Source organism: Agathobaculum ammoniilyticum, assembly GCF_025567315.1.
In the GTDB taxonomy this organism is placed as follows: domain Bacteria; phylum Bacillota; class Clostridia; order Oscillospirales; family Butyricicoccaceae; genus Agathobaculum; species Agathobaculum ammoniilyticum.
Window position 1 is genome coordinate 56,472 of sequence record NZ_JAOQJE010000007.1, and the last position, 26,984, is coordinate 83,455.

Genomic DNA, 26,984 nt, shown 5'->3' on the forward strand with positions numbered 1-26,984 from the left:
GAGGAGACAAACGGAAAGACCATGAATCGAAGAGTAATCGGCGCGCTGCTGGCCGGCGCGCTGTGTATGGCAACGGTCGCGCCGGCCGGCGCCGTGAACGGCGGTGGGAGCGTCGCCGTTCAGGAGGAGGCGCCGCCGGAAACGCTTACCGTCAAGCAGATGGGACTGCGGGCGGTCGAGCGCGCGGTATCGGAAAACAACGCGAGCGTGCAGTCGCTGCGGAAGACCGCGGCCGGTATGGATACCGGCTCGAGCCTGTCCGAGCAGTTTGAGGCACAGGGCGGCGCGCTGGAACTGCAGATCAAGCAGTACCAGGAGATGATCGGCAAAATGGAAGAGGCGATGGAGCAGATAGCTGATAAGGAGAGCGACCTGTATAAGACCTACGAGGCGCAGAAAAAGCTGCTGGAAAACCAGCGGGACAGCCTGCAGCAAAGCGCGGACAGCCTGCCGGTTCAGGGCGCGGCGGCGGTCATGCAGATCGAGGATGCGGTATACCAGCTCAGGAAGCAGGCGGATAACGTGGCCGACCAGCTTACAATGGCCGCGCAGACGCTGTTGATCTCCATTCAAAACCTGCAGTATTCGCAGCAGAAGCTCGAACGGCAGCTTGCCTCGCTTGACCGCAGCCTGGATGTAATGGAAACGCAGCTTTCCCTTGGACTGGTCAGCCAGTACCAGATGGATACCGTGCGCAATCAGCGGGATAACCTTGCGCTTGGCATCACAAACCTACAGACACAGTGCAACAACCTGGCAAGCAGCCTTGCGCTGATGTGTGGCTATGACGCCGGAACGCTGGTGATGCCGGCGGCTTTCGCGGCGGTGACGGAAAAGGATCTGAAAGCGATGTCCTACGAAGCGGATTTGGAAGAAACGCTGAAGAACAGCTTTTCCATCTGGCAGAAGCGCAATACGCTGCGGCAGGCGCAGAACGTGTATGACGACAGCTATGACAGCAGCGTGTATGCCGTGCAGTCCGCGCGCGAAGCGCTGGCCATCGAGCAGGAAAGCGTGGAAGCGGCCTTCGCCAGCATGTTCCAGTCGGTGCAGGACTGCCGCGGCACCCTGCAGGCCGCGCAGGCCGCCGAACAGCAGGCGGAGCTGGATTTCAAAACCAGCCAACTGCAGTATGAGCGCGGCATGCTTTCCCGTCTGGACTATCTGCAGGCGCAGGATACGCTGGAAAACGCAAAGCTGGATGTGCAGACCGCGGAGCTTGGTCTGGTGTCCGCTTTTAATCAGTATGAATGGGCGAAGCGCGGGCTGACCACTGCCATCGCGTGAGAGAAAGGAGAACAGGATGAAAAGATATATTGCCGCCGGGCTTTCCGCGCTGCTCCTGTGCAGCATGTGTGCGCCCGCGTATGCGGCGGATGCCGGAAGCGGGGAGCAGGCTGCGGAAGCGGAGGAAAGCGCGCCGGTCAGCCTGACCTTTGACACGTTGGAGCAGACCGTGCGAGAAAACAACGTGTCCATCAAGTCGTATGACAATACGGTCAAGAGCGAGGAAGAAGCCGATGTGAGCGTCGATTATGATATGGATTACATAACAATCGTCAACCAGATCTCCTCATACAGGCAGCAGATTGCAGATCTCGAAGAAGCGATCAATGACCTGGACGAAGACCAGGCGGCGCTCAAAAGCACGCTGCAGGCCCAGCTCAATACATTGGAAAGAAGCCTGCAGGCAGCCTACGGCTCGTACAACGACCTAGACGATAAGGAGGACGACGCCAAAGAGGATCAGCAGAAAACCGTGGTCAGCACAAGGCGTGAGATGCAGAACGCCGCGGATCAGATCTGCATGGATGCGGAAAATAATTATATCTCGCTGGAAGCCCTGCAGTATTCCCTGAACGAGACCGAACGCAGCTTGGCCCAGCTTGACCGCAATATCGCGGCCATGGAGAAGCAGGTATCGCTTGGCATGGCGGGATCGAACGAACTCAAGAGCCTGCAGAGCCAGCGGGAGACCTTGCTGGCCAGCCGGACCACCCTGAACACCCAGTATGAGAGCCTGAGCAACACCCTGGCCATCCAGTGTGGCTACCATACGGGTACTGTGCTCAGGACTGCGGCGCTGCCGGCCGTGACGCAGGAGCAGCTCGACGCCATGGACTATGAGACCGACCTGAAAGAAGCGGTGAAGAACAGCTATTCGATCTGGGCCAAGCAGGACGCGGCGGATAAGGCTTCGGATGACTATGAGGACAACGTGACCAACAACCTGTACGCATATGAGGCGGCCAAGATCGCGCTGGACGCGGAGAAAGAGAACGTGACCGCGTCGTTCCGCAAGCTGTACAAGGATGTGCAGGAGAAAGGGGACGCGCTGCGCGCGGCCAGCGCCGATCTGGAGCAGGCGGAAAAAACGTTTGCCGTGCAGCAGGTCCAGTACCAGCGCGGCATGATCTCGCAGATGGCCTTTGCGGACGCGCAGGATACCCTGGAGGCGGCGAAGGAGGCGGCGGCTGAGGCCGAGATCAATTTGTTCACCTCGTATAATACATACGAGTGGGCGAAGCGCGGCGTGATGGACAGCGCAGCCTGACAGAACAGCCGGAAAATCAGACCACAATGGAGGACCAAATGAGACGTAAACGTATTTTTGCCGCGGTGCTCGCGGGCGCGATGCTGTTCAGCGCGGGCTGCGGCAAGGAGGAAACGGTGGAAGAGGAGGCGGCGCCGGCCGGTACTGCCGTCGAGGTGATGGAGGTACAGGCGGGCGAGATGAGCGCCGAATACGCGGTGACCGGCAAGGTCGCGGCGGTCAATGAGGTGCAGGTGTTCCCGCTTTTGGCGGGACAGGTGATGACGCTCCCCGTCAAGGAAGGGGATAAGGTGAGCAAGGGACAGACCCTGTTCACCGTGGATACCACTACCGTCACCTCGACGATGGGCGCGCTGCAGCAGTCCTACAGCGCTACCAAGACCGCGACCGACAGGGCGATCGAATCCGCGCAGATCGGCGTGGAGCAGGCGCAGAGGACGGTGGATAACACGCAGGCGCTGTTTGAGGCGGGCGCGGCCGCCGAGCAGGATGTTACCAATGCCAAGCAGGCGCTGGTGCAGGCGCAGGCGGCGGTTGCGCAGGCGCAGGCGCAGCAGGCGGCCTCGCTCGCCCAGATACAGGCCTCGCTGGATCAGATCACCTCGCAGGCCGAGCTGGGGACGGTTACCGCGCCCTGCAGCGGCACGGTGACCACGGTCAACCTGGTGCGCGGTGGCATGGCCTCGTCCGCTCAGCCGGGCGTGGTCATCGCGGAGGACGGCAAGGTCGAGGTGCAGACCTCGGTCGCGGAGGATGTGTACACCAACATCAAGGCGGGGGACGAAGCGGGCGTTGTCATCTCGGTCCTGTCGGACGATATGGTGCGGGGTACGATTGCATCCCTGCCCGCGGCGGCCAATGTACAGACCAGTCTGTATGATATCTCGATCACGCTCCCGTCCAACGTCAATCCGCCGATCGGCGCGTTTGCGACGGTCACTTTCTATACCAACCGCAGGGAAAACACACTCTCCGTGCCGACCGAGGCGATCCTGACCGGCGCGAATGAGGAGCAGTATGTTTTTGTGGTGGATGACTTCGGCAGCGGGGACACCGTGACGCGCGTTGCTGTGGAGACCGGTTTGGTCAGCAAAATGGATACCGAGATCCTTTCCGGCCTGGCCGAGGGGGATGTGGTGGTCGTGAAAGGGCAGTCTTACCTGTCGGACGGCGGGATGGTGCGCGTCGTGACCGGTGAGGACAGTGTCCTGAACGAGACCGAAGGGCCGGACGATGCGCCGGCCGCCGCGGATGGGGAGGGCTAACTCCTTATGAAAATCGCGGAAACCTGTATCAAGCATAATGTAATGACCATACTGACGTACATCCTGATCGTCGTGTTTGGTTTTTACTGCTTCCAATCGCTGCCGCTCGCGCTCATGCCTGAGATGGAGCTGCCGGTGGCGATCGTATATTCGACCTACGCGGGCGCGGGTCCGGAGGATATCGAGCAGCAGGTCACAAAGCCGCTGGAGTCCGCGTGCGCGGGTCTGGCGGGCCTGGATACGCTGACGTCGACCTCGGCGGAGAACATGTCCATGGTCATTGTGCAGTTCGATTACGGCACCGACCTGGATGAGACGCTGACCGATATGCGCGACAAGGTCGATATGGTGAAATCCCAGCTGCCGGAGGATGCCTCCGACCCGACAGTCATGTCCATTGACATCGACTCCATGCCGGTTATCATGGTGGCACTCACGGGCAGCGACCTGGCCACGCTGCAGTCGATCGCGGAGGATGAGCTGGAGCCGGCGCTCGAACGCCTGGAGGGCGTGGCGTCGGTGGACGTCATGGGCGGCTATGAGAATGAGGTCGCGGTCAAAACCGATGCGGCCCGTCTCAAGGGCTTTAACCTGACCGTGTCCTCGGTCGCGCAGCAGATCGGCGCGGACAACATGGCCGTGCCGGGCGGCGAGCTGGACAGCGGCTCGCAGACGCTGTCCGTGCGCACGGACGGCGAGTATCAGTCAGTGGACGATGTGAAAAACGCCCTGATTTCGCTTCCCACGGGCGGCACAGTGCGCCTGAGCCAGATCGCGGACGTATCCATGCGGCCCAAGGACCAGGACGCGCTGGCAAAAGTGGACGGCAAGGAATGCCTGCTGCTGTCGGTCAACAAGCAATCCGGTTCGAACACGGTGGAGATTGCCGAACTAGCGAAAAGCGAGCTGGATATCCTCACCGCGGACTACGAGGCGCTTGACTGGAGCCTGGTCATGGACCAGTCGGATTACATTAACATGACGGTGGATAACACCGTGTCAAACATCTGGATGGGCGTGCTGTTCGCGGCGGTCGTGCTGCTGCTGTTCCTGCGCGACCTGGGCGCGACGGTCGCCATTTCCGTGGCGATGCCGTGTTGCATCCTGTTCACCTTCCTGATTATGTTCGCGCTGGATATCACGCTGAACATGATGTCGCTGGGCGGTATCGCGCTCGGCGTCGGCATGATCGTGGATAACTCCATCGTCGTGCTGGAAAACATCTTCCATTACCGGACGGACGGGTACGACCGCTGGGAATCCTGCACCAAGGGTACAAAGGAGGTCGTGACCTCGGTCACCGCCTCGACCCTGACGACGGTCGCCGTATTCCTGCCCATCGGCCTGTCGGGCGGCATGACCGGCATGATGTTCAAGGAATTCTGCATCACGATTGTGGCGCTGCTTTCTTCGTCCCTGATTATTTCGCTGACGCTGGTGCCGTTGCTGTGCTATATCCTGCTCGACCGCGGCGGCATACACCGTATTGCCGGTGGCAAGCCCGGCATGCGGGAAGAGTTGATGGGCGACCGCCCGTTTGCACGGATGTATAAGAAAGTACTCAAGCTGTTCATCACCCGCCGCGCGGTGGGCATCCTGCTTACGGTGGTGATCTGCGTCGTTTCGGTATTCAGCATGGGCATGGCCGGCATGGAGTTGATTCCGGAGATGGATCAGGGCTCGATCAGCGTATCGGTCGGCATGCCGAGCGGCTCCACGATGGAGGAGACAGCGGTGATTCAGGACCGCATTGTGGCGATCGCGGAAAAAACCATACCGGAAATGGAGCAGGTATACTACAGCACGGGCAGCTCGGCCTCGGTCATGTCGAGCGCGTCCGGCTCGAGCGTCACGATTTCGCTGGTCGATCTGGAGGATCGCGACCGCTCATCCACTGAGGTCGCCAACCAGCTTCGCCGCGACCTGGCGGATATCGCGGGCTGCGAGATCACTGTCTCGGCCAGCAGCACGTCGATGGGCGAAGGTTCGGATATCAGCGTTCAGCTTTCCGGCAAGGATTATGACCAGCTCGCGGAAGTGGCTGACGACCTGGTGCAGGAAATCAGCGCGCTGCCGGACGCGATCAATGTCGAGTCCTCTTCCGGCGACGAGGTGCCGCGTGTGGCGGTCAAGGTCAACCGCGAGAACGCATCCCGCTTTGGCTTGACCGCGGCCACGATCGGCACGCTGGTGCGCGGTGAGTTGACCGGTTCGACCGCGACCACGCTGCGTATGGGCGGCGAGGAATACGATGTGACCATTTCGGGCGACGAGACGCTCTCACAGGATATCGACGCGCTCAAGTCGCTGCAGCTTCCGGCCGCGACCGGCGGCACGGTGCCGCTCTCCATGGTAGCGGACGTCTACACCGAGCTGTCACCGCAGTCGATCACCCGTATCGATCAGGATGAAACGGTCACGATCACGGGTGAAAGCGAATCGGGCGACAGCGTCGGTATCATGCAAAAGGTCAATGAGATCGTAGCGGGCTACCAGTTCCCAGAAGGGGTACAGATTGAGGACGGGGATACATCGGCCTCCAGCATCGCGGAAACGACAGGAGCCCTGTTGACCGCGCTGGCGGTCGCCATCCTGCTGGTGTATTTCATCCTGGCAAGCCAGTTCAATTCGTTCGCCCTGCCGGTGGCGATCATGCTGATCCTGCCGATCGGCCTGCTCGGTTCGCTGATGCTGCTGTGGCCGACGGGCAACAAGGTGTCCATGGTAGCGATCCTGGCGGTTATTATCCTGGCCGGTACGGTGGTCAACTCCTCGATCGTGCTGGTCGACTATATCCTGCAGCGGCGGGAGCGCGGCGAGGATAAGAACACCGCGATCCTGAACGCCTGCCCGCGCCGCGTGCGTCCGGTGCTGATGACCGCGCTGACCACGATCCTCGGCCTGGTGCCGATGGTGTTTGCGGGCGGCGAAGGCTCGGAGATGATGGCGCCGATGGGTGTGGTAATGATGACCGGCATGGTCATTTCCACCGTCGCGACCCTGTTCATCACGCCGGTATACTATTCGTTGACGGACAGCGTGGTTGAGCGGATCAAAAAATGGGTGAACCGGCCGAAAAAAGAGCATGGCTGGCGGAAGAAATGGAAAAAAGGCGAGGAATGACCGCGTTTGCCGGATAACTGGCCATTGCTTTTTTCGCGTGGATACGGTATCATAATAAAACGTATGGAAACAGCGAAAAAGGAGGCGGGCAAGGTGAAACGATCGATCGCGGTTACCGCACTTTGCGTATTAGTGCTGTCCGGCTGCGCCGGACAGACTGATACGGTGGGGCCGGCGGCGGAGGAGGCCGGTAAGGTCAATCCCCAGATGCAGGCCCTGGAGCAGGCGGAGCAGGCCGGCCTGCTGGACGGAGACGCCGTGAGCGGCGAGACGCTGTCCGAGGAAGAGGTGCTTCGCCAGATGGGTGAACTGTTTGATACGGCGCGCTATATGGCCGCTGCGACCGGTGAAACCCTTTCGGTCGGTGCCGAGGCCGGACGGACGCATGAATACCTGGTGGTGGAGGTCAGAGATGAGATGGGCGAGTCGGTCGGAAAGCTCGCGGTCGACCGTGAAACTGGAGAGACGTACCATTACCTGGGGGACGGTGTGCTCGATGATTACGCCACTTTCCCGCTGTATGATCCGGCGGCGGTGCATACATACGGCTGGGCGGGCTCCTATGCGGGGCCTGCTTCGGTCGGGCTGGAGATCGTGCAGGAGGAGGAAGGCCGGCTGACCTACTGCTTTTCAGACGGCACCGAGGGCGTCGCCGATATAACGGGCGAGACCGCCAAATCCGCGGACGGGGAGATCAATTTCCTGCTTGCGGAGAATATCGTGACCGTTGCGGGCGGCGGGCTGACAGGCAACTACACGGCCCAGCCTGCGGTAACGGAATAACAGAAAAGCCGCGGGACGACCGTCCCGCGGCTTTTCTGTTATTCCGTGCCGCTTTCTCCCAGCAGCTCGAGTACGTCAATCGCCGTGCCGGCGCGGGACGCCTCCACATGGACGTGGGGGTCGAGCGCCGCTTCCGCGTCGATGCTTTCCGCGCATGCGCCGAGCGCCTCGCCCGCCGTGACCGCTTGGCCGTCAACGACGCGCACGTCGGTCAGGCCGCGGTAGGTGGTGATCAGATCCGCGTCGTGCGAAAGCGTGACGCAGGTGCCGTACAGCCCGTCCTCAAAGACCTCCTGCACGGTGCCGTCGGTCAGGGCCAGCACGGTTTCGCCGGCCTCCGCGCCAAAGTCCGTGCCGGAATGGACGCGCCAGTCGCCGAACGTGGGCTGGAACAGCAGCTCGTCGCCAGAGAACGGCGTAATGACGGCGCCCGAGGTCGGCCGCACATAGACCGGCGCGGACACGGTGACTGCAGGCTCGGCCGGAGCCGGCTCCGGTTCGGCCGGCGCGTCCACCGGCTCGGTCGCCTCGTCCGCAGGCGCTTCCTCCGACATGACCGGCGTATCGTCGGACAGGTCGGGGAGGGCTTCTGTCGGAGAGATGATCGGCGTGCTTGGCGCCGAGGCTGCCTGCTCCGGTGCGGTGGAGTCCGACCAGAGCACCCATGCGGATACGGCAATGATCAGGCCGCACACGGTCAGGATGGTGTAAAAGCCGCGCGTAGAAAGGGCAGCGGTGTGTTTGGAATTATATTGTTTCATATCCCTTTACCTCCGTTGACCCAAGTATGGCCGTGGAGATAAAAAAATATACAAAAAATTTGATTTATCTGCGAGATGCACCGCTCCGGCGCGCCCTGGGAAGAGTCATATCCGCGTCAGGACCGTATCCTGGTAATAGTTGGACAGGATATCCTGGTACGTCGCGCCCTGCTCCGCGAGGTATTTCGCACCGTATTGGGAAAGGCCCACGCCGTGTCCATAGCCGATCGTGTGGAAGGTGATGCTGTCCTCGGTGGTGGTGATGGTGAAATTGGTGGAGTTCAGGCCGAACAGCTCGCGCACCGCCGTGCCTTCTACCGTCAGGCCGCCGAGCTTTACCGTGATGACGCCGCCCGCGTCTGACCGGACGGAGGCCTTGAACCAGGTGTCCGGCGCGCCGGACACCTCGGCGGAAGGAAAGCTTTCCTGAACAGTTTGACGGAAATCCTCCGCCGGTACGGTGACGGACGACTCGTATTCACTGCAGGCCGAGCCGCCGGGGCTGACCTCGCTCTGTAGGTAGGGGATATCCTCGCCCCAGACGTCGGCTGCCGCTTCGGTGCGCGGCCCGCTGACACAGTGGAAGACGGCGGCGATCGGCGCCCCGTCGTAGGTGAGGATCTCCCCCTCGGTATCCCGAACCGCCTGCCGCACGCGGGACAGGTCGCTGCCGGCGGCGGTTTCCACCGCAACGTCGCGGTAGGCTGCACAGTGGTGATAATCGTCGCAAAGGTCGGCGTCCGGATGGACGTCGGGCCGGCCGCGGGAGAGCTTATAGACCGCGTAGGTGCGCGCCGCGACCGCCTGCGCGCGGATTGCCTCGAGCGGGAAATCGTTGGATATCTCCGCGGCGACAACGCCCTCCACATAGGTTTCCAGCGGGAGCGCGGTCGGAGTCCCGTCGATTTCCACCGTGACGGTTGAATAATCTGCCGCTCCGGCGTCCGCGGCCGCGTCCACCGGCGCGGCGTCGGGGATCAAGAGCGTCTCCGGCGCCTGCCCGTCCGCAATCCCGCCAAACGACCATACCATAGGCAGCAGGTACAGGACGGAAACCAGGCCGCAGCCGGCCAGTAACAGCTTGCGCATGTCCGACGCCTCCTTTCTCTGGAACTATATGCAAAGCAATTAATTGATAGAACACCAAATATAGGTTGTTGTTGACAGAACTTCCAATATGTAGTATTATTTGAACCATAGAATACGAACAAATGTTCGATTTAATGGGAGGGCTGTTATGACGCTTCACGAGATGGCGCGGGAATACAGGTCGAATACCGCGCTGCTGGAGCTGCGTCTGCGCCAGCTTCAGGTGGCACAGCGGCGCGCGCGCCAGAAAGAGGTCAAATACCGGTTAAAGCAGCGTATCGGCTGTCTGCGCGTGCTGATCAACGAGAGCCGCAAGACAGCGTTCGTGCTGGAGCATTATTATCAAAAAGGAGGCAGGCAGAATGAGGACAAGCGGGCTGTTTGAACGCGAGGCCGACCGCGCGGCATACGAGGACTATATCGCCGCGCTGGCCGGGGACGACAGCGCGTTCCGCGCGGCGTTTCGGGAGGCGTTTTTCCGCGCCCTGAAGGAGCAACTGACCGGCAGACAGTATGAGGTGCTGTGGCTCAACGAGGTGGAAGGGCTTTCTGGAAAGGAGATCGCGTACAAACTGGGTATCAGCCAGTCGGCGGTGTCTCGGCACCTGACGCGCGGAAAGACGCGGCTGCGGCGGCTGCTGGCATATAACCTGGAGCTGCGCAATCAGAGCTTCTCTTAGGCTGTGCGAAAAGGGATTGACAAATACCGAGAGGAGGATATATAATTGTGCTATTAAAATAATACAAAGGAGCGGTGAAGCATGAACATGAAACGTTGGCTGGCAGGTTGCCTGGGCGCGGTGGTCATACTGGGCTGCCTGCCCCCTGCGGGCGCGGCAGACGACGCGGCGCAGCGGCGGCAGGAGGATCTGGACTGCTTGGTGGAGACGCTGACCACAAAGCATCCGGATTTTTACGCCAATACGACCGAACAGGCGGTCGCGGACAAAAAGGCGGAGATCGAAGCAGAGCTGGATACCGCGTCCGATCTCGATTTTGCGATCGGGCTTGCCGAACTGGCGGCGCTGGCGCATGATTCGCATACGATGCTGTCGGTCGGCAGCGCGCTTTCAGACCAGCTCAGGCAACTCGGCATGGTGCCGAAATGGTACGACGGCCGCTGGACGCTGACCGGCGGCGTGACCGACTGCCGGGCGTATATCGGGCAGGAAATCACGTCGATCAACGGCATGCCAATCGATGAGGTGACCGAGCGTCTTTCGCCCATGATAAGCTACGACAACGCGGTCGAGCAGCGCATACGGGTAGGGCAACTGCTTTATGTGGCCGATGTATTGGAACATTACGGTGTCATTGACGCGGATTCCGATATGGTTACGGTCGGCGTGCGGGATGCGGAGGGAAAAGAAACCGTGCTGCACATCCCCTGCATGACGCAGGCCGAAGCGACGGCGGCGCTGAAAGCAGGGGAATGGATCACCCGCGACATGCTGCGGAAGGACGTGCCTGTGACCGAGCCGGACCGGAGCGTTTACTACAAGCTGCTCGACCTGGGCGGTGGCACGCTGTATATGCAGTATAATAAATGCTTTGAGGATCCGAACCTGCCGATGGAGCAGTTTGCCGCCGAGGTCGAAGGAAAGCTCGCCTCCGGCAAATACACAAAGTTCATCATCGACCTGCGCAGCAACGGCGGCGGGTCGGACGGCGTGCTGTACCCGATCACCTATCTGGCACAGCAATTCCTGGCCAAGGGGAACGCTGTGTACGCGCTCGCGGGAGAGAATACTTTCTCCTCCGCGCTGATTAATACGGTGCAGCTCAAGGATATCGGCGCTGCTGTGGTCGGTACGCCGACCGGCGGCAGCGTGGATCATTTCGGTGCCGTGACCGCGTTCGAGCTGCCCAACTCCAAGTTCCGCGGCCAGTATTCCAACAAATTCATCGATCTGGGCAGCTATTATGAGGCGGCCAAGCCCTACGGCGTAGAAAGTCTCCCGCCCGATATCACGGTCGGACAGACCTTCTCGGATTACCTCAACGGCATAGATACCGCGGTGCAGTATATTCTGACGCATGACGCGGTGAAGCCGGAGCTGCGCAAGCCCGCCGTGGTTTCCGGCGCGAAAATAGAGGTGAACGGCACGCCGGTCGCGGCTGCGGCGTATGAGATCGAGGGCAGCAACTATTTCAAGCTGCGCGACCTGGCGATGGCCTTTGCGGGGACGAATACAGCGTTCAGCGTATCCTGGGACGGGGAAGCGAACCAGGTGACGATCGACGCGGGCGTTTATACGCCGGTCGGCGGCGAGCTGGAGCCGCTCAGTGGCGGCGGGCAGACCGCGACCCGCGCCACCGCGGAGGTGTATCTGCAGGATATGGGGATGCCGCTGGTCGGCAAGGCGTATGAGATCGACGGCAATCACTATTTCAAGCTACGCGACCTGTGCTTCATGCTGGGCGTGCGCGTGGAATGGGACGACGCCGCGCAGACCATCCGCATCGATACAACGAAGCCGTATATTTGAAAAAGAAAGCAATAAAAATGATCCCCCAGACGAGTCTGGGGGATCATTTTTCGTCTTCCATCGGGATACGGTCGACCAGAAGCAGCTCTCCGCCGGCGGCGCGCCAGCCCGCAAGGAAAGCCTGCTCCGCCAGGGCGCGGCTGGCGTCGCTGTCCGCAGCGGCGCCGGATTCCCTGAGGAAGCGCTGCAGGGCCTGTTCGTAAAAAGACATCGTGCCACCTCTATTTGACATTTACTGAATGTCATTGTTGCTTGCAGTATAGCACATAATAAGGCTGATGACAATTACTAAATGTCAACAGGAGGAAAAGAATGTACAAGAACCGTTTAGCAGATGGAAGCTGCAATATCTGCGGAAGAAAGGTCGCGCGGCTGCGTTCTGGCCTTTCTCCGAAAGTGTCCCAGCGCGCGTTGGCCGAACGCATGCAGTTGGAGGGCGTTGATCTGGATAAGAATGCGATACAGCGGATCGAGTTCGGCAAGCGGTTTGTCACGGATATAGAGCTGCGCGCGCTGGCCGCGATCTTCAAAGTCCCTGCAGAGGAGCTGCTGTCGGAGGAGTGACGGCGGGAAGGCCGAAACCGCAAAGGCGGTTTTGAACAAATTGAAGCAGGGGATTTTTATGCGCTTTGCGCATGTCAGAAAAACGAAAGCTGTCCGCAGCCGAAGCCGCGCTGGTAGCGGCGGGTGATGTCGCGCATCCGGTAAAAGATGCCCACTTCGTCGCAGGCGCGGGTGAAAACCGTCCAAAGCTGCCGCGCGTGCGGGCTGGCGCACTGGTAGCGTGTACCGTAACGCGCGATGTATTTCTGCTTCAGGCCGGGGAAGGAGCGGTCTAGCTGCTGGTAGAAGTAGGCGCGCTGACGGTCGCGCAGGGTCAGGCCGAGCGCGGGATAGATATACGGTACGCCCGCCTCTCCGGCCCGCCGCACCAGCGTGCGGATGTTTTCCTCGGTATCCGTCAGCCATGGCAGCACAGGCATGAGCAGGATGCAGGTGGGAAGGCCAGCGTCCGACAGGCGTGCGAGCGCGTCCAGCCGCGCGGAGGGCGGGGGCGCGTGCGGCTCGATCGCGCGTGCGAGCGCATCGTCCGCGGTGGTCACGGTCAGCTTGCACAGCACGGGCGCGGTCGCATGGATCTCGTGCAGCACGTCGATGTCGCGGCAGATCAGGTCGCTTTTGGTGGCAATGGCCGCGCCGAAGCCATAGGCCGCGAGCAGTTCGAGCGCGTGCCGCGTGAGCTGCTCGGTGCGCTCGAACGGGTTGTACGGGTCGCTCATCGCGCCGGTGGAGACTACGCCCGGCTGCGTTTTGCGCCGCAGGTCGTCGCGAATGATGCGCAGCGCGTCCTGCTTGGCGCAGACGGTGTCGAAATCGTCGTTGCGATAGCATTCCGAGCGGCTGTCGCAGTAGATGCAGCCGTGGGAGCAGCCGCGGTAGATATTCATATTGTAGCGCGCGCCGAACCAGCCCGCGCCGTTTGGGGTGCTGGTGACGATGGTCTTTGCCGGTATGGTCTGCATGGCCGCACCGCCTTTCCTGAGGATTCCGCTACCATTATACCAGAAAAAGCGGGCAATGCGTGTCCGGATATGCTATAATAGCCGGAGGAGAATGCCCAGGCAAACTCGGAAAGGACGGTAGGGATGAAGGACTTGTTCACGATCGGGGAGATGCATAAGCTGTTCGCCGTGCCGGTGCGCACGCTGCGGTTCTATGACGAGATCGGCCTGCTCCGGCCCGAGCGGGTGGACCCGCGCACTGGTTACCGCTATTATTCCGCGGGACAGTTTGAACGGCTCAACACCATCAAATACCTGCGCGCGCTGGGCGTGTCGCTCGAGCGCATTCGCGGTTTTTTTGAAAACCGCGATACCGACGTGGTGGAACTGCTCCTGCAGGAGCAGCTGGCGGACACGCGGCGGCGGCTGGACGAGCTGCAGCGCATCGAGCGGCGGATTGGCCGGCGGCTGGATGACCTGCGGCGCGCGAGGACGGCCAAGACCGGCGTTGTGCTGCAAAAGGCGCTGCCCGCCCGCGCGATCGCATTCCTGCGGCAGGAGATCCCGCAGGGCGGCGATCTGGAAACGCCGCTGGCTGAGCTGCAAAGCCATATCCGGCAGGATGCGGCGGTGTTCCTGGGCAAGGTGGGCGTGTCAATCGCGCGCGAGCGACTGTACGCGCGGCAGTTCGACCGCTACACGGGGATATTCCTGTTCGTCGAGCCGGAGGAGCAGTACGGCGGTCCCGTACTCCACCTGCCTGCGGGCGAATGGTTGACCGTGTGCTACCGCGGCACGCATGCGCACAGCGCGCCCTCCTATGAGCTGCTGCTGGACGAGGCCGCGCGGCGCGGGTTCGAGCTGGCCGAGGACTCGGTTGAGGTGACGCATATCGATGCGGGCTTCACCAGCGATGAGACCCAGTATTTGACCGAGCTGCAGGTGCCGGTGAAAAAAAGTGAAAATACCTCTTGACCCTCTGGTTGCTGGAGGGTTTATGCTTTTCTTGCAGACAACAAGGGAGGCATATCCATGACAGAGAAAAACCTATTGACCGAGGGGCGCGTGCTGCCCGTGCTGATGCGTTTCACCGTGCCGTTCCTGATCGCTAATATCATCCAGGCGCTGTACGGCGCGGTCGATCTGGCGGTGATCGGCTGGTTCTGCGATCCCGCGAGCGTGGCCGCGGTATCGACCGGCACGCAGGTGACGCAGATTGTCACCAGCCTGATCACCGGCCTGACGCTGGGCGGCACCATCCTGGTCGGCAAATACACCGGCATGCGCGACGAGAAGCAGACCTGCAAGTCCATCGGCACTACGCTGACCGTGTTCGCGGCGTTTTCCGTGGTTCTGATGATCCTAGTGATTGGTCTGGCCTCGCCTATCCTGACTGCGCTGCAAACGCCGGAGGAGGCGTTTGTGCTGGCGCGCCAGTATGTGGTGACTTGCGGCTGGGGCATCCCGTTCATCTGCGGGTATAACGCCATCAGCGCCATCCTGCGCGGCTATGGCGACTCTCAGCGGCCGATGCTGTTCATCGCACTGGCGTGCATGCTCAACATCGCAGGCGATCTGCTGCTGACCGGCGTGTTCGGCTGGGGCGTACGCGGCGTGGCGGTGGCCACGATCGCGGCGCAGGCGGTCAGCATGGTATGCGCAATCGTGTACCTTAACCGCGGGCATTTCATTTTCAAGTTTACGGTGCGCAACCTGCGCATCGACGGCGCGCGCGCCCGCGAGCTGGCGCGCGTGGGCATCCCGATCTCGTTCCAGGAGCTGATGGTGCGTATCTCCTTCCTGTACCTGACCGCGGTCGTCAACGCGCTCGGGGTGGACGCGGCCTCCGCGGTCGGCGTGGCGAGCAAGTACGACGTATTCGCCATGCTGCCCGCGACCTCGGTCGCCTCGGCGCTTGCCGCGTTCACGGCGCAGAATTACGGCGCGCAGCGGCCGGCGCGCGTGCGGACCGCGGTGGGCGCGGGGCTGGGGTTTGCGCTGGCTGCGGCGGCGTGCTTTTTCCTATGGGCGCAGCTTTCGCCGCAAAGCATGATTGGCCTGTTCACCCGCGACGCGGCGACCATCGCAGTGGGTGTGCCGTTCTTCCGCGCCTGCTCGTTCGACTACCTGATGGTGACGTTTGTGTTCTGTCTGAACGGGTATCTGAACGGCCGCTCCAAAACGCTGTTCACCATGTTCTCCTGCTGCTTCGGCGCACTGTGCGTGCGCATCCCGCTGCTGTACCTGGTGCAGACCTACCGACCCGACAGCCTGTTCCTGCTCGGCTGCGTCGCGCCGCTGGTTTCGGGCGTGATGGCGGTGTACACCATCGCGTACACTGTGCGGCAGTTCCGACTTGACCTGCGCCCCGCCTTGTGCTAAACAAAAAGGGTCCGGCGCGTAAGGGGACCATCCGGCCGGCATACGAAAAAGAGACAGGCGCCGGCCTGTCTCTTTTTCTGGTTCTGCGCAAAAAAGAACGCGACTTCAGGCCGCGCTATTGCACCGCCCCGTCGCGTGTCTTAGCAATAAATAAAAAACGGCTTCGAGCGAGAACGTCTCAAAAAAGCTGTCCACCGAAGATGTTAAAATTATAGCGCCAGGAAATTTTGAAAGCAAGATGAAAAACTGACAAAAACGCGTTTACAATTTATTCATAATTGTTCATTTCGACAAAACTTACAAAGAAAAGTGTAAAAATGCGGTAAGGTGAATAAAAAGATAGAAAATACTTTACAAAACCGCAAACGCATGATATGATAATTGTACTTTCGCCCCGTGCTTAGCCGACGGACAACCGGACACGTTCCTACCGTGTCCATTTCACCATGCCGCGGCCCGGCCTGTGGGTAAGTAAAAATCTATCAACGAAAGGTGAAACGTCACATGATCCGCAAGGAAGACAAGACTGCCGTTATCGAGGCAAACCGCACGCACGCGACCGACACCGGTTCTCCGGAAGTCCAGATCGCGATTCTGACCGCGCGCATTCAGGAGCTTACCGAGCATCTGAAGGTCCACAAGAAGGACAACCATTCCCGCCGCGGCCTGCTCAAGATGGTCGGCCAGCGCCGCTCCATGCTTGCATACCTGCAGAAGAAGGACATCAACCGCTACCGTGCGCTGATCGCCAAGCTCGGCATTCGTAAGTAAGTGAAACAAGGAAATAGGGGAGCAGTCTGCTCCCCTGTTTCTGTATTTTATAGGAAGGCGGCCAATCCGCTTTTTAGCAGTTGAAGGAGCGCCGAAGCACGTGCTTCGCCCCTGCTTCAAGTGCTAACAAAGCAAAAAGCCGCCCTCCGTCAAACAAAAAGGAGGAAAAATAATGGCAAATATCAATCCCTTTGAGTTTAAGAATTACCGCGTTTTCGAAACCGAGATCGCCGGCCGCAAGCTGACCGTCGAAACCGGTAAGATGGCGCAGCTCGCCAACGGCTCTTGCCTGGTGCGCTACGGCGAAACCGCGGTACTCGTCACCGCGACCGCGTCGGCCAAGCCGCGCGACGGCATCGACTTCTTCCCGCTTTCCGTGGACTTTGAGGAGCGCCTGTACGCAGTCGGCCGCATCCCGGGCAGCTTCATGCGCCGCGAGGGCCGTCCGAGCGAAAAGGCGATTCTCGCCTCCCGCCAGATCGACCGCCCGATGCGCCCGCTATTCCCCAAGGATCTCAGAAACGATGTGTCCATCGTCTGCACCGTGCTGGAAAACGACTATGACAACTCCCCCGAGGTCGTCGCCCTGCTGGGCGCGTCCATCGCGGTGTCCATTTCGGACATCCCGTTCGATTATGTTGTAGCGGGCTGCCAGGTCGGCATCGTGGACGGCCGGACGGTCATCAACCCGACCAGCGAGCAGCGCAAGGTTTCCGAGATGGACGTGACCCTGTGCGCCACCAAGGATAAGATCGTTATGATCGAGGCGGGCGCGAAGGAAGTACCCGAGGACGACATGTTCAACGCCCTGATGGAAGCGCACGAGGAACTGAAAAAGATCTGCGCATTCATCCAGGGGATCAAGGACGAAATCGGTAAGCCCAAGTTCGAGTACGAGCATCACGATATTGACCACGACCTGTTTGACAAGCTCGAGGCCGCGGTAAGCGACAAGTTCGAGGTCGCGATGGACACGGACGACAAGACCGTCCGCGACGCGGGCGTACGCGCGATCGTAGACGAGTTCGAGGCCGGCCTTTCCGATGAGTACAAGGAGGAGCACGGCGCCAACCTTGCGGAGTGTGTGGACAAGCTGCAGAAGAAGATCGTGCGCCGCTGGTTGGCGAACGGCAAGCGCGTGGATGGCCGAGGTATGGAGGAAGTCCGTCCGCTGGCGGCCGAGGTACACGTTCTGCCGCGCGTACACGGCTCGGGCATGTTCACCCGCGGCCAGACCCAGGTGCTGACGCTTTGCACGCTGGGTACGCTGGGCGACGCGCAGGAGCTGGACACCATCTTTGAAGAGACTGAAAAGCGCTATATCCACCACTACAATTTCCCGTCCTTCTCGGTCGGCGAAACCCGCCCGTCCCGCGGCCCGGGCCGCCGCGAGATCGGCCACGGCGCGCTCGCAGAGCGTGCGCTGCTGCCGGTCATTCCGCCCGTGAGCGAGTTTCCGTACGCGCTGCGCTTGGTATCCGAGGTCATTTCGTCCAACGGCTCGACCTCGCAGGGCTCGGTGTGCGGCTCTACCCTCGCGCTGATGGACGCGGGCGTGCCGATCACCGCGCCGGTTGCAGGTATTTCCTGCGGCCTCATCACCGACGGCGGCCAGGAGACCACTTTTACCGATATTCAGGGCGTGGAGGACTTCTACGGCGATATGGACTTTAAGGTTGCCGGCACCAAGAAGGGCATCACCGCGATTCAGGTAGATATCAAGGTGGACGGCCTGACTCCGAACATCATCAAGCAGGCGTTCGAGAAGTGCCGCGTTGCCCGTTACGGCATTTTGGATGAAATCATGCTCAAGGCGATCGACAAGCCGCGCGCGGACGTATCCGACTGGGCACCCAAGATGACCACTATGCACATCCATCCGGATAAGATCCGAGAGGTTATCGGCAAGGGCGGCAGCGTGATCCAGAACATCGTTGCCGAGTCGGGAGCCAAGGTCGATATCGAGGACGACGGCACGGTCACTATCGCGGCGGTCAAGGCGGCTGACGCGGAAAAGGCCAGAAAGATGATCGAAGCCATCGTCAAGGAGCCGGAGCCGGGCGAAATCTACTACGGCAAGGTTGTGCGCCTGATGAACTTCGGCGCGTTCGTCAATCTGCTGCCAGGCAAGGACGGTATGGTGCATATCTCCAAGATGGCCGACCACCGCATTGAAAAGGTGGAGGACGCGGTCAAGGAAGGCGATATGGTCTGGGTCAAGGTTATGGAGATCGACGACAAGGGCCGTGTCAACCTGTCGATGAAGGATGTTAAGGAAGAGGAAAAGATTAAGTAAGCCTGCTTCCCGCATCCTGTGAAAAAAGGGCTTTGGAACCATTGGGTTCCGAAGCCCTTTTTTGTATGCCGTTTTATCCAAGCAGCGCGCGTGCGAGGGGATACAGCCGATCGAGCGCGCAGCCGTAGGAGCCGCATTCCCGTTTCGCCTGCCGGACGGCGTCGATGGGCGCGGCGCGGTCGCCCGCCCCCATCCTCGAGCCGTTCGAGAAGGAACACATTGGCGGTATCCGCATCCGGACAACAGAAGCGTGCAGTGCCGGACGGCTCGCATGGAAGCGCGCCGCCGTAGCGCAGGATATCGGCGTACAGAAACGCAGCATGCATGGCCAGCGGGCAGATGCACCCACGTTCGGTGTCAAAATCAAAGCTGTCGCCCGGCTGGTGGCCGCCTCTGCGGTCACGGAGATGCGGGTACGGGGACACCCCGCGGTGTCATACCTCCCCGAAGAAACGGCGGATTTCGGCCTCGGCGCTTTCCGGAGCGTCCGAGCCGTGGATCACGTTATAGGTGGTCGAGCTGGCGAAGTCGCCGCGGATGGTGCCGGGCAGGGCATCCTCGTTTCGGGTGGGACCCATCAGGGTGCGCATCCCCTGGATGACGTTTTCGCCCTCCACGATCATAGCCAGAACCGGCCCGTTTGTCATATAGTCCACCGTAGATGGGAAAAAGGGCTTGTCAGCAATGTGCGCGTAATGCTCCCGAAGAATCGGTTCGTCCAGCTGCATGGTCTTCATGCGGGTGATGCGGTAGCCCTTGCGTTCGATGCGCGCAAGGATTTCACCGGCAATGCCGCGCTGCAGCGCGTCCGGCTTGAGCATAATATAGGTCCGTTCCATAAAACCGCCTGCTTTCCTGTTTTTTATTTCGTGCCGCTGCCCTTAGTATAACACAGGCTCGGCTAAAAACAATCCCCTTTTGCTTACAGGGAAACATAGTCCGGCTCGTGCCGCAGGGCGGGCAGGATGCGGCCTGTCAGGTCGGCGGTCGCGATGCGCAGGGAAGATGTGTTCCGGCAGGGATGGCAGGCGAAGAATTCCGGCTGCAGGACATCGCGGTCGATTACCAGACGGACACGGTTTTCCGTGTCGTTCAGCAGGCCGAGAACCGAAACCGAGCCGGGCGTCACGCCGAGCAGCTCGTGCATGGGTTCCTCCCCCGCGAAGGAAAGGCGGGAGCAGCCGAGCTGGCCGGTCAGGTCCTTGGTATGGAACGGCTTGTTCCCAGGCATCAGCAGCAGGTAGAACTGGGTCTTTTGGCGGTTGCACAAAAACAGGTTTTTGCAGATTTCCGCGCCAAGCAGCGCTTCAACCGCGGCGCAGGCCTCGATGGAGGGCGTTTCGCTGTGGTCGGCGCGGCGGTAGGGTACACCCAGCCCGTCAAGGAAATCATAACAGGCGGCTTCAGCCGCGCTTCGGCTGGAGCAGTCGGATGGACGTCCGTCATACAGGGTAGGGTCAAGGGTGAATTCGTTCATATCAAAGACTCCTATTAGTATTATTAGATAAAAGTATTACTTTTTGAATTCAGCGCTTATCAGGGCTTCCGCCGTGCGAAAGGATGCGGAGCACGGGGACGGTCAAAAAAATGGAAAGCACAAAAGAGCAGATATCGCTGGCCGGCTGGCAGAGCTGCACGCCGAACAGCTCCCAGAACAGGGGCAGCACCAGTGCGAACGGGATGAAGAACAGGCCCTGACGCGCCGCGGCGACGATACTGGCCCGCATGGTCATGGCGATGTTCTGCAACAGCATGTTGCACATGGTCACCCACCCGACCAGAGGGAAAGAGATACATTGCAGCCGTAACGTGAGCGCGCCGATGCGGATGACCTCGGGGTCGTCCGCGCGGAAAATGGCGATGATCTGCGGTGCGCATACCCAGCCAGCCACGGCTAACCCGAGTAATACGAGGAAAGACGACTTGACGCAGAACCAGAACCCGCGTGTGACACGGTCGTATTTACGCGCGCCATAGTTATAGCCGCAGACCGGCTGAAAGCCCTGGCCGAAGCCGATCATAGCCGAGCCCGCAAACTGGGAAACGCGCGTGACGATGCTCATAGCGGCGATAGCTGCGTCGCCGTAGGGACGGGCCGCCGTGTTCAGGCAGGTGACCGCGATGGATGCCAGCCCTTGGCGGCACAGACTGGGCAGGCCGCCGCCCATCAGGGCAACAAAACGGTCAATACTGGGTGCAAACTGGCGTAGCCGGATTTGTACGCCGCGCGACTGACGGATGCCGAGCAATAGAAGAAAAAAGCTGATTAACTGACTCAAGATGGTCGCATAAGCTGCGCCGCTGATGCCTAAATCAAAAACAAAGATGAATAGGGGGTCAAGAGCGATATTAAGGATGCCGCCTGATACGAGGCCGATCATGGCATAGGTTGCATTCCCTTGCTGACGCAGTTGGTTATTGAGTACTAGTGCGGCCATCATGTACGGCGCCCCAAACAGAATAATCTGCATGTAGTCAAGTGCATAGGGATAAATGGTGTCAGTAGCACCGAGCAGATGGCAAAGAGGGCTGCGCAGTAACAGACCAAGCATAAGAATCACAAAACCAGTGAAGATCGAGAGGAAGAAACCGGTCGCGGCCATGCGTTCAGCTTCTTCCTGCTGTTGTGCACCAAGTTGCCGAGAAATATAGGTGCCAGAGCCTTGGCCATAGAAGAAGCCGATTGACTGGATCAGTGCCATCAGCGGGAACACTACACCGACCGCGCCGGTCGCACTCGTACCTAATTGGCCGACAAAAAACGTGTCCGCCATGTTATAGATCGAGGTAATCAACATGCTTATAATGGTTGGAACAGCCAGCTTACAGATCAACGGTTCGAGTGGCGCTTCAGTCATTTCGTGAAAGCGGCGCTCCTGTGCTTCATTGGTAGAATGCTTTGTCATGATCCTGCTCCTCCATTTCTTTAACTATTTGGCAAAGCCATTCAATTATCTGCTCATAGCTTTCTACCGGCGACGCGAGTGGGGATTGGAAAAAGCCCGCTGCGGCGAGCGCGCAGTAGCCATGCAGCGCGCTGCGAATTGTGCGCGAGAGATGGATGCGCCGGTCATCCGGCAGGCGGCAGGGCGCCAGCACGCGGTTGAACAGGTCCATAAAGGCATGCTTGCGTTCGACCAAGCTGGGGTCGGAAAAGCGCGGCAGCGAAACCATGGCGCGGTAAAGCTGCGGCTGTTCGCGGGCGAAAGTACGATAGGCGGTGGCAAGGGCGCGCAGCCCCTCCGCGCCGGTTCTGCCTGCCATAGCGGTTTCGAGCGTGTCCATCAGGCGGTCGAGCGCGCATTCGGCCAGCCGGGCGTTCAGCTCGGGCAGGCCCTGTAGGTGGTTGTACAATGAGGCGGTCTTGACGCCAAGCGTCTCCGCCAGCTCGCGCAGGGTGAGATTTTCCGCCCCTTTTTGCTCGGCGAGTGCGGCGGCTGTGTCGATGATCGCCTCCCGACTGAGTCCTTTTCGCGGCATATACATTCCTCCAAACTAACGGCGTTAGTTTTCTATATCTTCAGCATAACCGAAAGGGATGCGTTTGTCAAGCATGCGCGAGGGAGGAAAAAGGCTTGACATATATCGATTGTCTACATATAATAAACATATCGAATATCGATATATGGGAGGATGGAATCATGGCAATCGACAAAAGCCTGCTGGCAGGCAGTACGGGGCTTCTGATCCTGCGTCTGCTGGAGGAGGGCGACCTGTACGGCTACCAGATGATCGAGCGCCTGCGCGAGCGGTCGGACGACACCTTTTCCCTCAAGGCGGGTACGCTGTACCCGCTGTTGCACACATTGGAGGTGCAGGGGCTGGTGCGCTCCTACGAGCGGGCAGCGGACGGTGCGCGCGTGCGTAAGTATTACCGCCTGACCGACCTGGGGCATACCCGTCTGGCGGAAAAGACCGAGGAGTGGCGGCGGTTTTCCGGCGCGGTCGAGCGTGTGCTGAAGGGGGGAGAAAGCCATGCGTTTGCCTGAATGCATGCGGCGGCAGATGATCCGTCTGCTGGAGTGCGACGCGGCTGAGCGCGCGCAGACCTCCGCAGAGCTGGACTCGCTGTCCGCGGATTATGACGAGCCGCCGCTGCCTGAAGCCTTGCATGACTGGCTGAACGATGCGACTGGACAGATGCGTTGGAAGCGGGCGCGTCCGGTTGCGGCAGAGGAGCTGACCGACCACCTGAGAGACCAGTACGAAGCCTTCCGGTCCGAAGGCATGGGAGAGGACGAAGCCGCGCAGGCAACCATCCGCGAAATGGGCGACGCGGTGGAGGCCGGCACACGGCTGGATAGCGCGTGGCGGCCGCGGCCGGACTGGGTGATGCTGGTGATCGTGCTGGCAACAACGGCGGCGGGGCTGGCGCTCCAGTACATCCTGCGGCAGCCGTTTTGCGCATGGATGGGGATACCACCGGAGAACAGCCTGGCAAACCAGTTCTTTTATTTTGCGATCGGCACTGGGCTGCTGTTTTTGGGGTATTTTATGGATTACACCATACTGGGGCGGCATATCCGTCTGCTGTATGCGCTGTGGCTGGCGGTCGGACTGTTTTTGGCGTTCAGCCCGTGGCGCGTGGAATATAACGGACGGCTTTTCTACACGGCACAGTGGATATGGTTTTTTCCGGTGCTGTTCGCGGGCGTGCTGTACAGCCAGCGCGGCAGGGGGGCGGAGGGCGTCCGCAACTGCCTGCTGAGCCTGCTCGGTATGTGGTTTCTGGCGTATATCACGCCGTATATGTCGGCCCTTGGCATATTGACCGTGGTCTGCTGCGGGATGCTGGTGATGGCGGTGCGGCGCGGCGCGTTCGGCAGGTGTACCAGGGGCAGGCTCGTATTGGCGGTATCGCCGCTGCTGGCCCTGCTGGGATATTTCCTGTTTCTGCTGTATGCCGTACCGCATGTGCGGGAGCGCTTGGCGTTGGTGTTCCATCCGCAGGCGGATGCGTCAGTAGCAGGCTATCAGGGCTCCGCGATCCAGTACATCATGTTCGGCATCCCGTTTGCGGGCAGTGGAACGATTGACGGCGCACAGTGGATCAAGCTGGACGGTGCGGGCGATTGGATGCTGCTGTCGGTCAAATACCTTTGGGGTTGGACGGCCGTTTTCCTGCTTTTAGCAGCGGTTTTGCTGCTGCTTGCATGGGGCTTCCGCATTGCGCGGCGGCAGAACGGCCTGCTCGCGCGCAGCGTGTGCATGGGCGTGATGTTCACTTTTGCGCTGCAGGCCGCGCTGTATGTGCTGCAAAACTGCGGCATCATCGTGTTCGCGTCCCACGGCCTGCCGCTGCTGTCTTACGGCGGCATATATCTGTGCCAGACCATGCTGCTGCTCGGCCTACTGCTCTCCGCACAGCGGTCGGGCGGGCTGGAACGCGCGGAACAACAGCGGCCCGCGCTGCGGAAAACGGCCGGTTCCGTGCGGTAAAGTCTGCGCGATTATAGTAAAATAGCCGCAAAGCGGCTATTTTACGTTTATTTTACTTCCGATTCCCGTTTGTGTTCCCAAAGCAGAATGAGGATTCATATATTTTCGCCATTGCTTCGGCGGTCAATTTCTCACGGTGTTTTATTTTCCTGACCGGCCGCTTCTCTCTGCTTGCAGGCATGGAAAATGGCAGTCGATTTTTTCGGCTGTCCTTGTGGCTGGATTATTTAGTTTTGTTGTATATTGTTCGAAAAATAGGGAGTTGCATTATTCTATAATGTTCTCTATATAGCTATAATCAATTCTTCCCTTTATGACAGAATAGAAAAATAGGTCTTTCCGAATAGTGTCAACGGAATTGATGATAAAGTTGTTCCAACCATCTGCTTCATTGCCATTAGATAAGTAAATTGTCATCTTAAAACCATATCCTGTATAGCCAACAGGGGGGTTTTGTTCTCTTTACTTCAATATCATTCAAGTCATCAATACTATATTGAAATTGCCCTTTATCTTCAATATGTGTCCCGTTTCCGCTATTACCATTAAAAACAACAATTTCCATAACTTCTTTAGGGTCTAAATTCATCAAGTCAATTGGAGCATTATACCACGCGGCAACCCCTAAAATCAGAATGAGTACGCCTGCTAAAGATATGGATACTTCCTTTTTCATATTCGCTCGGACCTCTTTATCAAATTCGGATTTGCCGCTCTGTTTTTAGAAAAGGTATAGTACAAGATTATGAGCCGGTCCATATCGCTTCATCCTGCCGGCCGCTGTGGTATAATAGGGACAGCCTGCAACCAGGCTGCCCTTTTCTTTGCCAAAAAAAATTTTCTCCCGCTGTCAGGAATGGCGCACACCATTCGTATTGTAGGTGAAGCGACGTTGCTGACACAGCCGGTCGGCTGTTCCCAAAGGAGTTGATAAACCCATGAGACAATTCGATCAGGAAGAGGCCGAACGGCTGGTGAACGCCTATTCCGACCTGATCCTGCGGCTTTCTTATACCTACCTGAAATCCACGCACGACGCGGAGGACATCTGCCAGACCGTATTCCTCAAGCTGCTGACGGGCGGGCAGGCCTTCGACAGCCCCGCGCACGAAAAGGCGTGGATCATTCGGGCAGCCGCTAACGCCTGCAAGGACCTGCTGCGCAGCGCAGGGCGGCGGCGCACGGTGGGGCTGGAGGCCGTGGCGGAGGCGCCGGCGCCAGAATCGCCGGAATCCTGCGTGCTGGACGCGGTGATGGCGCTGCCGGATAAATACCGCGAGGCGGTGTATCTGTATTATTACGAGGGCTATTCCGCGAGAGAGATCGGCGCGCTGCTCGGCCGCAGCGAAGCGGCGGTGAACGCGCACCTGAGCCGCGGCCGGAACAGGCTGCGTACCATGTTGGGAGGCGAATGTTGTGAACACGGAGTATAATGATAACAGAGAGTATAAAAACGCGCTCGACGGGCTGCGTTTTTCCGAGGAGGCAAAGGCAAGGATGGCAAAGAGACTGATGGATACCATGGAGCGGCCGGAACAGGCGCCTGAGACGCGGCGGCGCGTCCGCCGCATGCCGCGCATCGCTGTGATCGGCGTGGCGGCGGCGCTGGCGCTGGGTGTGGGCGCGAGCGCGACCGGCGTACTCAAAACCGCGGGCGAGGCGTTCGCGGGCGTGTTTGGTCCCACGGCGGATACCGAGATTATCGACAAGATCGGCCGGCCGGTCGGCGCGAGCGACACGGATAATGGCGTGACCGTCACCGCGGACGCCATTATCGGCGACAAGTACCACTACGCGGTCACCTATTCGATCGAAAAGAAGGACGGCGCTGCCTTTGATATTGACCTGACCGATACTGTGGGCGAGGGCCTGCTGCCGATGGGCTTTGCCGACGGGGATACCTCGCTGATGGGCTATTTCGGCGGCGCGCACGGCGGCTCGTACTTTTACGACGCCGATCCGGCGGACAACGCGATCCAGTATGTAGAAACGCGCGAGATCAGCGACGGCGAGGTGCGCGGCCACGCGGTGCGGGCGAAGTTCAGCGATCTGTGCGTGTATGCGGAGAACGATACGGGCGAGCTTGAGCGCCGCGTCATTGCCGAGGGCGACTGGTCGCTCAAGTTCAACCTGGATTTTGAGGATACCTCGGTCAGCCTGCCCGCGGGGCAGACATTCGAGCTGAACGGCATGAACGCCGTGATCGACGAGATCACGCTGTCCCCGCTGGCGCTGCGCGTGGACTACACGGTGGACAGCACGGTGCAGTGGGATGAAAACGCGCAGTCCGGCCGGCAGAGCGAGCATGATAGCGCGCAGATGCACAAATATTTTGAAAGCGTGCAGATCCTGGTGAACAGGAAGGATGGCGCCAGCATCGACCTGTCCAATGCGGGCGGCAGCATCCGTCCCGAGGGCGGCAAGACCGTCTGCCAGAAGGGTGATATTTTCACCGAGATCATCCCGATTGAGGAGATCGCGTCGCTCACGGTCGCCGGTATGGAGATACCGGTGCAGTAACAGGATACCG

27 protein-coding genes and 1 pseudogene are annotated in these 26,984 nt (G+C 59.9%); 17 read left to right on the top strand and 11 right to left on the bottom strand.

Annotated features, from left to right (window positions below; all coding sequences use genetic code 11):
* The first annotated feature begins 21 nt into the window (after positions 1 to 21).
* The 5 genes from OCV66_RS09175 to OCV66_RS09195 all read left to right on the top strand — a co-directional run bounded on the left by OCV66_RS09175 (position 22) and on the right by OCV66_RS09195 (position 7,725).
* Positions 22 to 1,287 (top strand): TolC family protein, encoded by a 1,266-nt coding sequence (locus OCV66_RS09175; protein ID WP_054327508.1) that lies wholly within the window; start codon positions 22 to 24, stop codon positions 1,285 to 1,287.
* A 16-nt stretch (positions 1,288 to 1,303) separates the two neighbouring features.
* Positions 1,304 to 2,554, top strand: a complete 1,251-nt coding sequence (locus OCV66_RS09180; protein ID WP_147574180.1) for a TolC family protein — start codon at positions 1,304 to 1,306, stop codon at positions 2,552 to 2,554.
* A 38-nt stretch (positions 2,555 to 2,592) separates the two neighbouring features.
* Complete coding sequence (locus OCV66_RS09185) at positions 2,593 to 3,819, top strand: efflux RND transporter periplasmic adaptor subunit (RefSeq protein WP_186949944.1); 1,227 nt, start codon at positions 2,593 to 2,595, stop codon at positions 3,817 to 3,819.
* A gap of 6 nt (positions 3,820 to 3,825) precedes the next feature.
* Positions 3,826 to 6,942: an efflux RND transporter permease subunit gene (locus tag OCV66_RS09190; RefSeq protein ID WP_054327505.1), complete on the top strand. Its 3,117-nt coding sequence runs from the start codon at positions 3,826 to 3,828 to the stop codon at positions 6,940 to 6,942.
* Between the two features lie 93 nt (positions 6,943 to 7,035).
* Positions 7,036 to 7,725 carry a hypothetical protein gene (locus OCV66_RS09195; RefSeq protein WP_147574182.1) on the top strand — a complete coding sequence of 230 codons (690 nt, stop codon included), beginning with the start codon at positions 7,036 to 7,038 and terminating at the stop codon, positions 7,723 to 7,725.
* Positions 7,726 to 7,763: 38 nt separating this feature from the next.
* Here the strand turns inward: OCV66_RS09195 and OCV66_RS09200 are convergent, their stop codons facing one another.
* The gene (locus OCV66_RS09200) at positions 7,764 to 8,486 is read right to left on the bottom strand and encodes a M23 family metallopeptidase (RefSeq protein WP_054327503.1); all 723 of its coding nucleotides are present in this window, start codon (positions 8,484 to 8,486) and stop codon (positions 7,764 to 7,766) included.
* Between the two features lie 105 nt (positions 8,487 to 8,591).
* Positions 8,592 to 9,575: a stage II sporulation protein D gene (gene spoIID, locus OCV66_RS09205; RefSeq protein ID WP_054327502.1), complete on the bottom strand. Its 984-nt coding sequence runs from the start codon at positions 9,573 to 9,575 to the stop codon at positions 8,592 to 8,594.
* Positions 9,576 to 9,723: 148 nt separating this feature from the next.
* On the opposite strand from spoIID, the gene OCV66_RS09210 reads away from it, so the two are divergent.
* The 3 genes from OCV66_RS09210 (at position 9,724) to OCV66_RS09220 (ending at position 12,064) form a co-directional block, all read left to right on the top strand.
* Positions 9,724 to 9,960 (top strand): hypothetical protein, encoded by a 237-nt coding sequence (locus OCV66_RS09210; protein ID WP_054327501.1) that lies wholly within the window; start codon positions 9,724 to 9,726, stop codon positions 9,958 to 9,960.
* The gene (locus OCV66_RS09215; protein WP_054327500.1) at positions 9,938 to 10,255 is read left to right on the top strand and encodes an RNA polymerase sigma factor; all 318 of its coding nucleotides are present in this window, start codon (positions 9,938 to 9,940) and stop codon (positions 10,253 to 10,255) included. The genes OCV66_RS09210 and OCV66_RS09215 overlap by 23 nt, the downstream gene beginning before the upstream one ends.
* Positions 10,256 to 10,336: 81 nt before the next feature.
* Positions 10,337 to 12,064: a S41 family peptidase gene (locus OCV66_RS09220; protein ID WP_147574183.1), complete on the top strand. Its 1,728-nt coding sequence runs from the start codon at positions 10,337 to 10,339 to the stop codon at positions 12,062 to 12,064.
* Positions 12,065 to 12,107: 43 nt separating this feature from the next.
* Here OCV66_RS09220 and OCV66_RS09225 read toward each other — a convergent pair whose 3' ends face one another.
* Positions 12,108 to 12,275, bottom strand: coding sequence for a hypothetical protein (locus OCV66_RS09225; RefSeq protein ID WP_186949948.1), 168 nt, complete (start codon positions 12,273 to 12,275; stop codon positions 12,108 to 12,110).
* A 101-nt stretch (positions 12,276 to 12,376) separates the two neighbouring features.
* Between OCV66_RS09225 and OCV66_RS09230 the strand changes: the two genes are divergently transcribed.
* Positions 12,377 to 12,628 (top strand): helix-turn-helix domain-containing protein, encoded by a 252-nt coding sequence (locus OCV66_RS09230; protein ID WP_147574184.1) that lies wholly within the window; start codon positions 12,377 to 12,379, stop codon positions 12,626 to 12,628.
* A 74-nt stretch (positions 12,629 to 12,702) separates the two neighbouring features.
* Here OCV66_RS09230 and OCV66_RS09235 read toward each other — a convergent pair whose 3' ends face one another.
* Positions 12,703 to 13,587 carry an SPL family radical SAM protein gene (locus OCV66_RS09235; RefSeq protein WP_054327497.1) on the bottom strand — a complete coding sequence of 295 codons (885 nt, stop codon included), beginning with the start codon at positions 13,585 to 13,587 and terminating at the stop codon, positions 12,703 to 12,705.
* Between the two features lie 123 nt (positions 13,588 to 13,710).
* On the opposite strand from OCV66_RS09235, the gene OCV66_RS09240 reads away from it, so the two are divergent.
* The 4 genes from OCV66_RS09240 (at position 13,711) to OCV66_RS09255 (ending at position 19,015) form a co-directional block, all read left to right on the top strand.
* On the top strand, positions 13,711 to 14,541 hold the full coding sequence (locus OCV66_RS09240; protein ID WP_147574185.1) for a MerR family transcriptional regulator: 831 nt from the start codon (positions 13,711 to 13,713) through the stop codon (positions 14,539 to 14,541).
* Positions 14,542 to 14,598: 57 nt separating this feature from the next.
* Positions 14,599 to 15,948 carry an MATE family efflux transporter gene (locus OCV66_RS09245; RefSeq protein WP_107631052.1) on the top strand — a complete coding sequence of 450 codons (1,350 nt, stop codon included), beginning with the start codon at positions 14,599 to 14,601 and terminating at the stop codon, positions 15,946 to 15,948.
* Positions 15,949 to 16,452: 504 nt separating this feature from the next.
* Positions 16,453 to 16,719: a 30S ribosomal protein S15 gene (gene rpsO, locus OCV66_RS09250; RefSeq protein ID WP_031476090.1), complete on the top strand. Its 267-nt coding sequence runs from the start codon at positions 16,453 to 16,455 to the stop codon at positions 16,717 to 16,719.
* Positions 16,720 to 16,891: 172 nt separating this feature from the next.
* The gene (locus OCV66_RS09255; RefSeq protein WP_054327496.1) at positions 16,892 to 19,015 is read left to right on the top strand and encodes a polyribonucleotide nucleotidyltransferase; all 2,124 of its coding nucleotides are present in this window, start codon (positions 16,892 to 16,894) and stop codon (positions 19,013 to 19,015) included.
* Positions 19,016 to 19,088: 73 nt separating this feature from the next.
* Here OCV66_RS09255 and OCV66_RS09260 read toward each other — a convergent pair whose 3' ends face one another.
* The 6 genes and pseudogenes from OCV66_RS09260 to OCV66_RS09285 all read right to left on the bottom strand — a co-directional run bounded on the left by OCV66_RS09260 (position 19,089) and on the right by OCV66_RS09285 (position 22,495).
* A complete protein-coding gene (locus OCV66_RS09260; protein ID WP_186949994.1) occupies positions 19,089 to 19,235 on the bottom strand; it encodes a hypothetical protein in 147 nt (48 codons plus the stop codon).
* Positions 19,236 to 19,269: 34 nt separating this feature from the next.
* Positions 19,270 to 19,440, bottom strand: a pseudogene (locus tag OCV66_RS09265) (hypothetical protein); the annotation flags it as partial.
* 9 nt (positions 19,441 to 19,449) lie between these two features.
* Positions 19,450 to 19,854, bottom strand: a complete 405-nt coding sequence (gene ndk, locus OCV66_RS09270) for a nucleoside-diphosphate kinase (RefSeq protein WP_054327495.1) — start codon at positions 19,852 to 19,854, stop codon at positions 19,450 to 19,452.
* A gap of 83 nt (positions 19,855 to 19,937) precedes the next feature.
* Positions 19,938 to 20,492, bottom strand: coding sequence for a prolyl-tRNA synthetase associated domain-containing protein (locus tag OCV66_RS09275; RefSeq protein ID WP_147574186.1), 555 nt, complete (start codon positions 20,490 to 20,492; stop codon positions 19,938 to 19,940).
* 49 nt (positions 20,493 to 20,541) lie between these two features.
* Complete coding sequence (locus OCV66_RS09280) at positions 20,542 to 21,921, bottom strand: MATE family efflux transporter (protein WP_054327494.1); 1,380 nt, start codon at positions 21,919 to 21,921, stop codon at positions 20,542 to 20,544.
* Entirely contained in the window at positions 21,899 to 22,495 is a 597-nt protein-coding gene (locus OCV66_RS09285; protein ID WP_054327493.1) for a TetR/AcrR family transcriptional regulator, read from the bottom strand. The genes OCV66_RS09280 and OCV66_RS09285 overlap by 23 nt, the downstream gene beginning before the upstream one ends.
* Before the next feature lie 161 nt (positions 22,496 to 22,656).
* On the opposite strand from OCV66_RS09285, the gene OCV66_RS09290 reads away from it, so the two are divergent.
* Complete coding sequence (locus OCV66_RS09290) at positions 22,657 to 23,004, top strand: PadR family transcriptional regulator (RefSeq protein ID WP_082397169.1); 348 nt, start codon at positions 22,657 to 22,659, stop codon at positions 23,002 to 23,004.
* Positions 22,991 to 24,454, top strand: a complete 1,464-nt coding sequence (locus OCV66_RS09295) for a permease prefix domain 1-containing protein (RefSeq protein ID WP_054327491.1) — start codon at positions 22,991 to 22,993, stop codon at positions 24,452 to 24,454. Before OCV66_RS09290 ends, OCV66_RS09295 begins: the two co-directional genes overlap by 14 nt.
* Before the next feature lie 418 nt (positions 24,455 to 24,872).
* On the opposite strand, the gene OCV66_RS09300 is transcribed toward OCV66_RS09295, so the two are convergent.
* On the bottom strand, positions 24,873 to 25,130 hold the full coding sequence (locus OCV66_RS09300; protein ID WP_243182424.1) for a hypothetical protein: 258 nt from the start codon (positions 25,128 to 25,130) through the stop codon (positions 24,873 to 24,875).
* Between the two features lie 262 nt (positions 25,131 to 25,392).
* On the opposite strand from OCV66_RS09300, the gene OCV66_RS09305 reads away from it, so the two are divergent.
* On the top strand, positions 25,393 to 25,887 hold the full coding sequence (locus OCV66_RS09305; RefSeq protein ID WP_054327490.1) for an RNA polymerase sigma factor: 495 nt from the start codon (positions 25,393 to 25,395) through the stop codon (positions 25,885 to 25,887).
* Positions 25,871 to 26,974, top strand: coding sequence for a DUF4179 domain-containing protein (locus tag OCV66_RS09310; protein ID WP_054327489.1), 1,104 nt, complete (start codon positions 25,871 to 25,873; stop codon positions 26,972 to 26,974). The genes OCV66_RS09305 and OCV66_RS09310 overlap by 17 nt, the downstream gene beginning before the upstream one ends.
* The last annotated feature ends 10 nt before the right edge of the window (positions 26,975 to 26,984 follow it).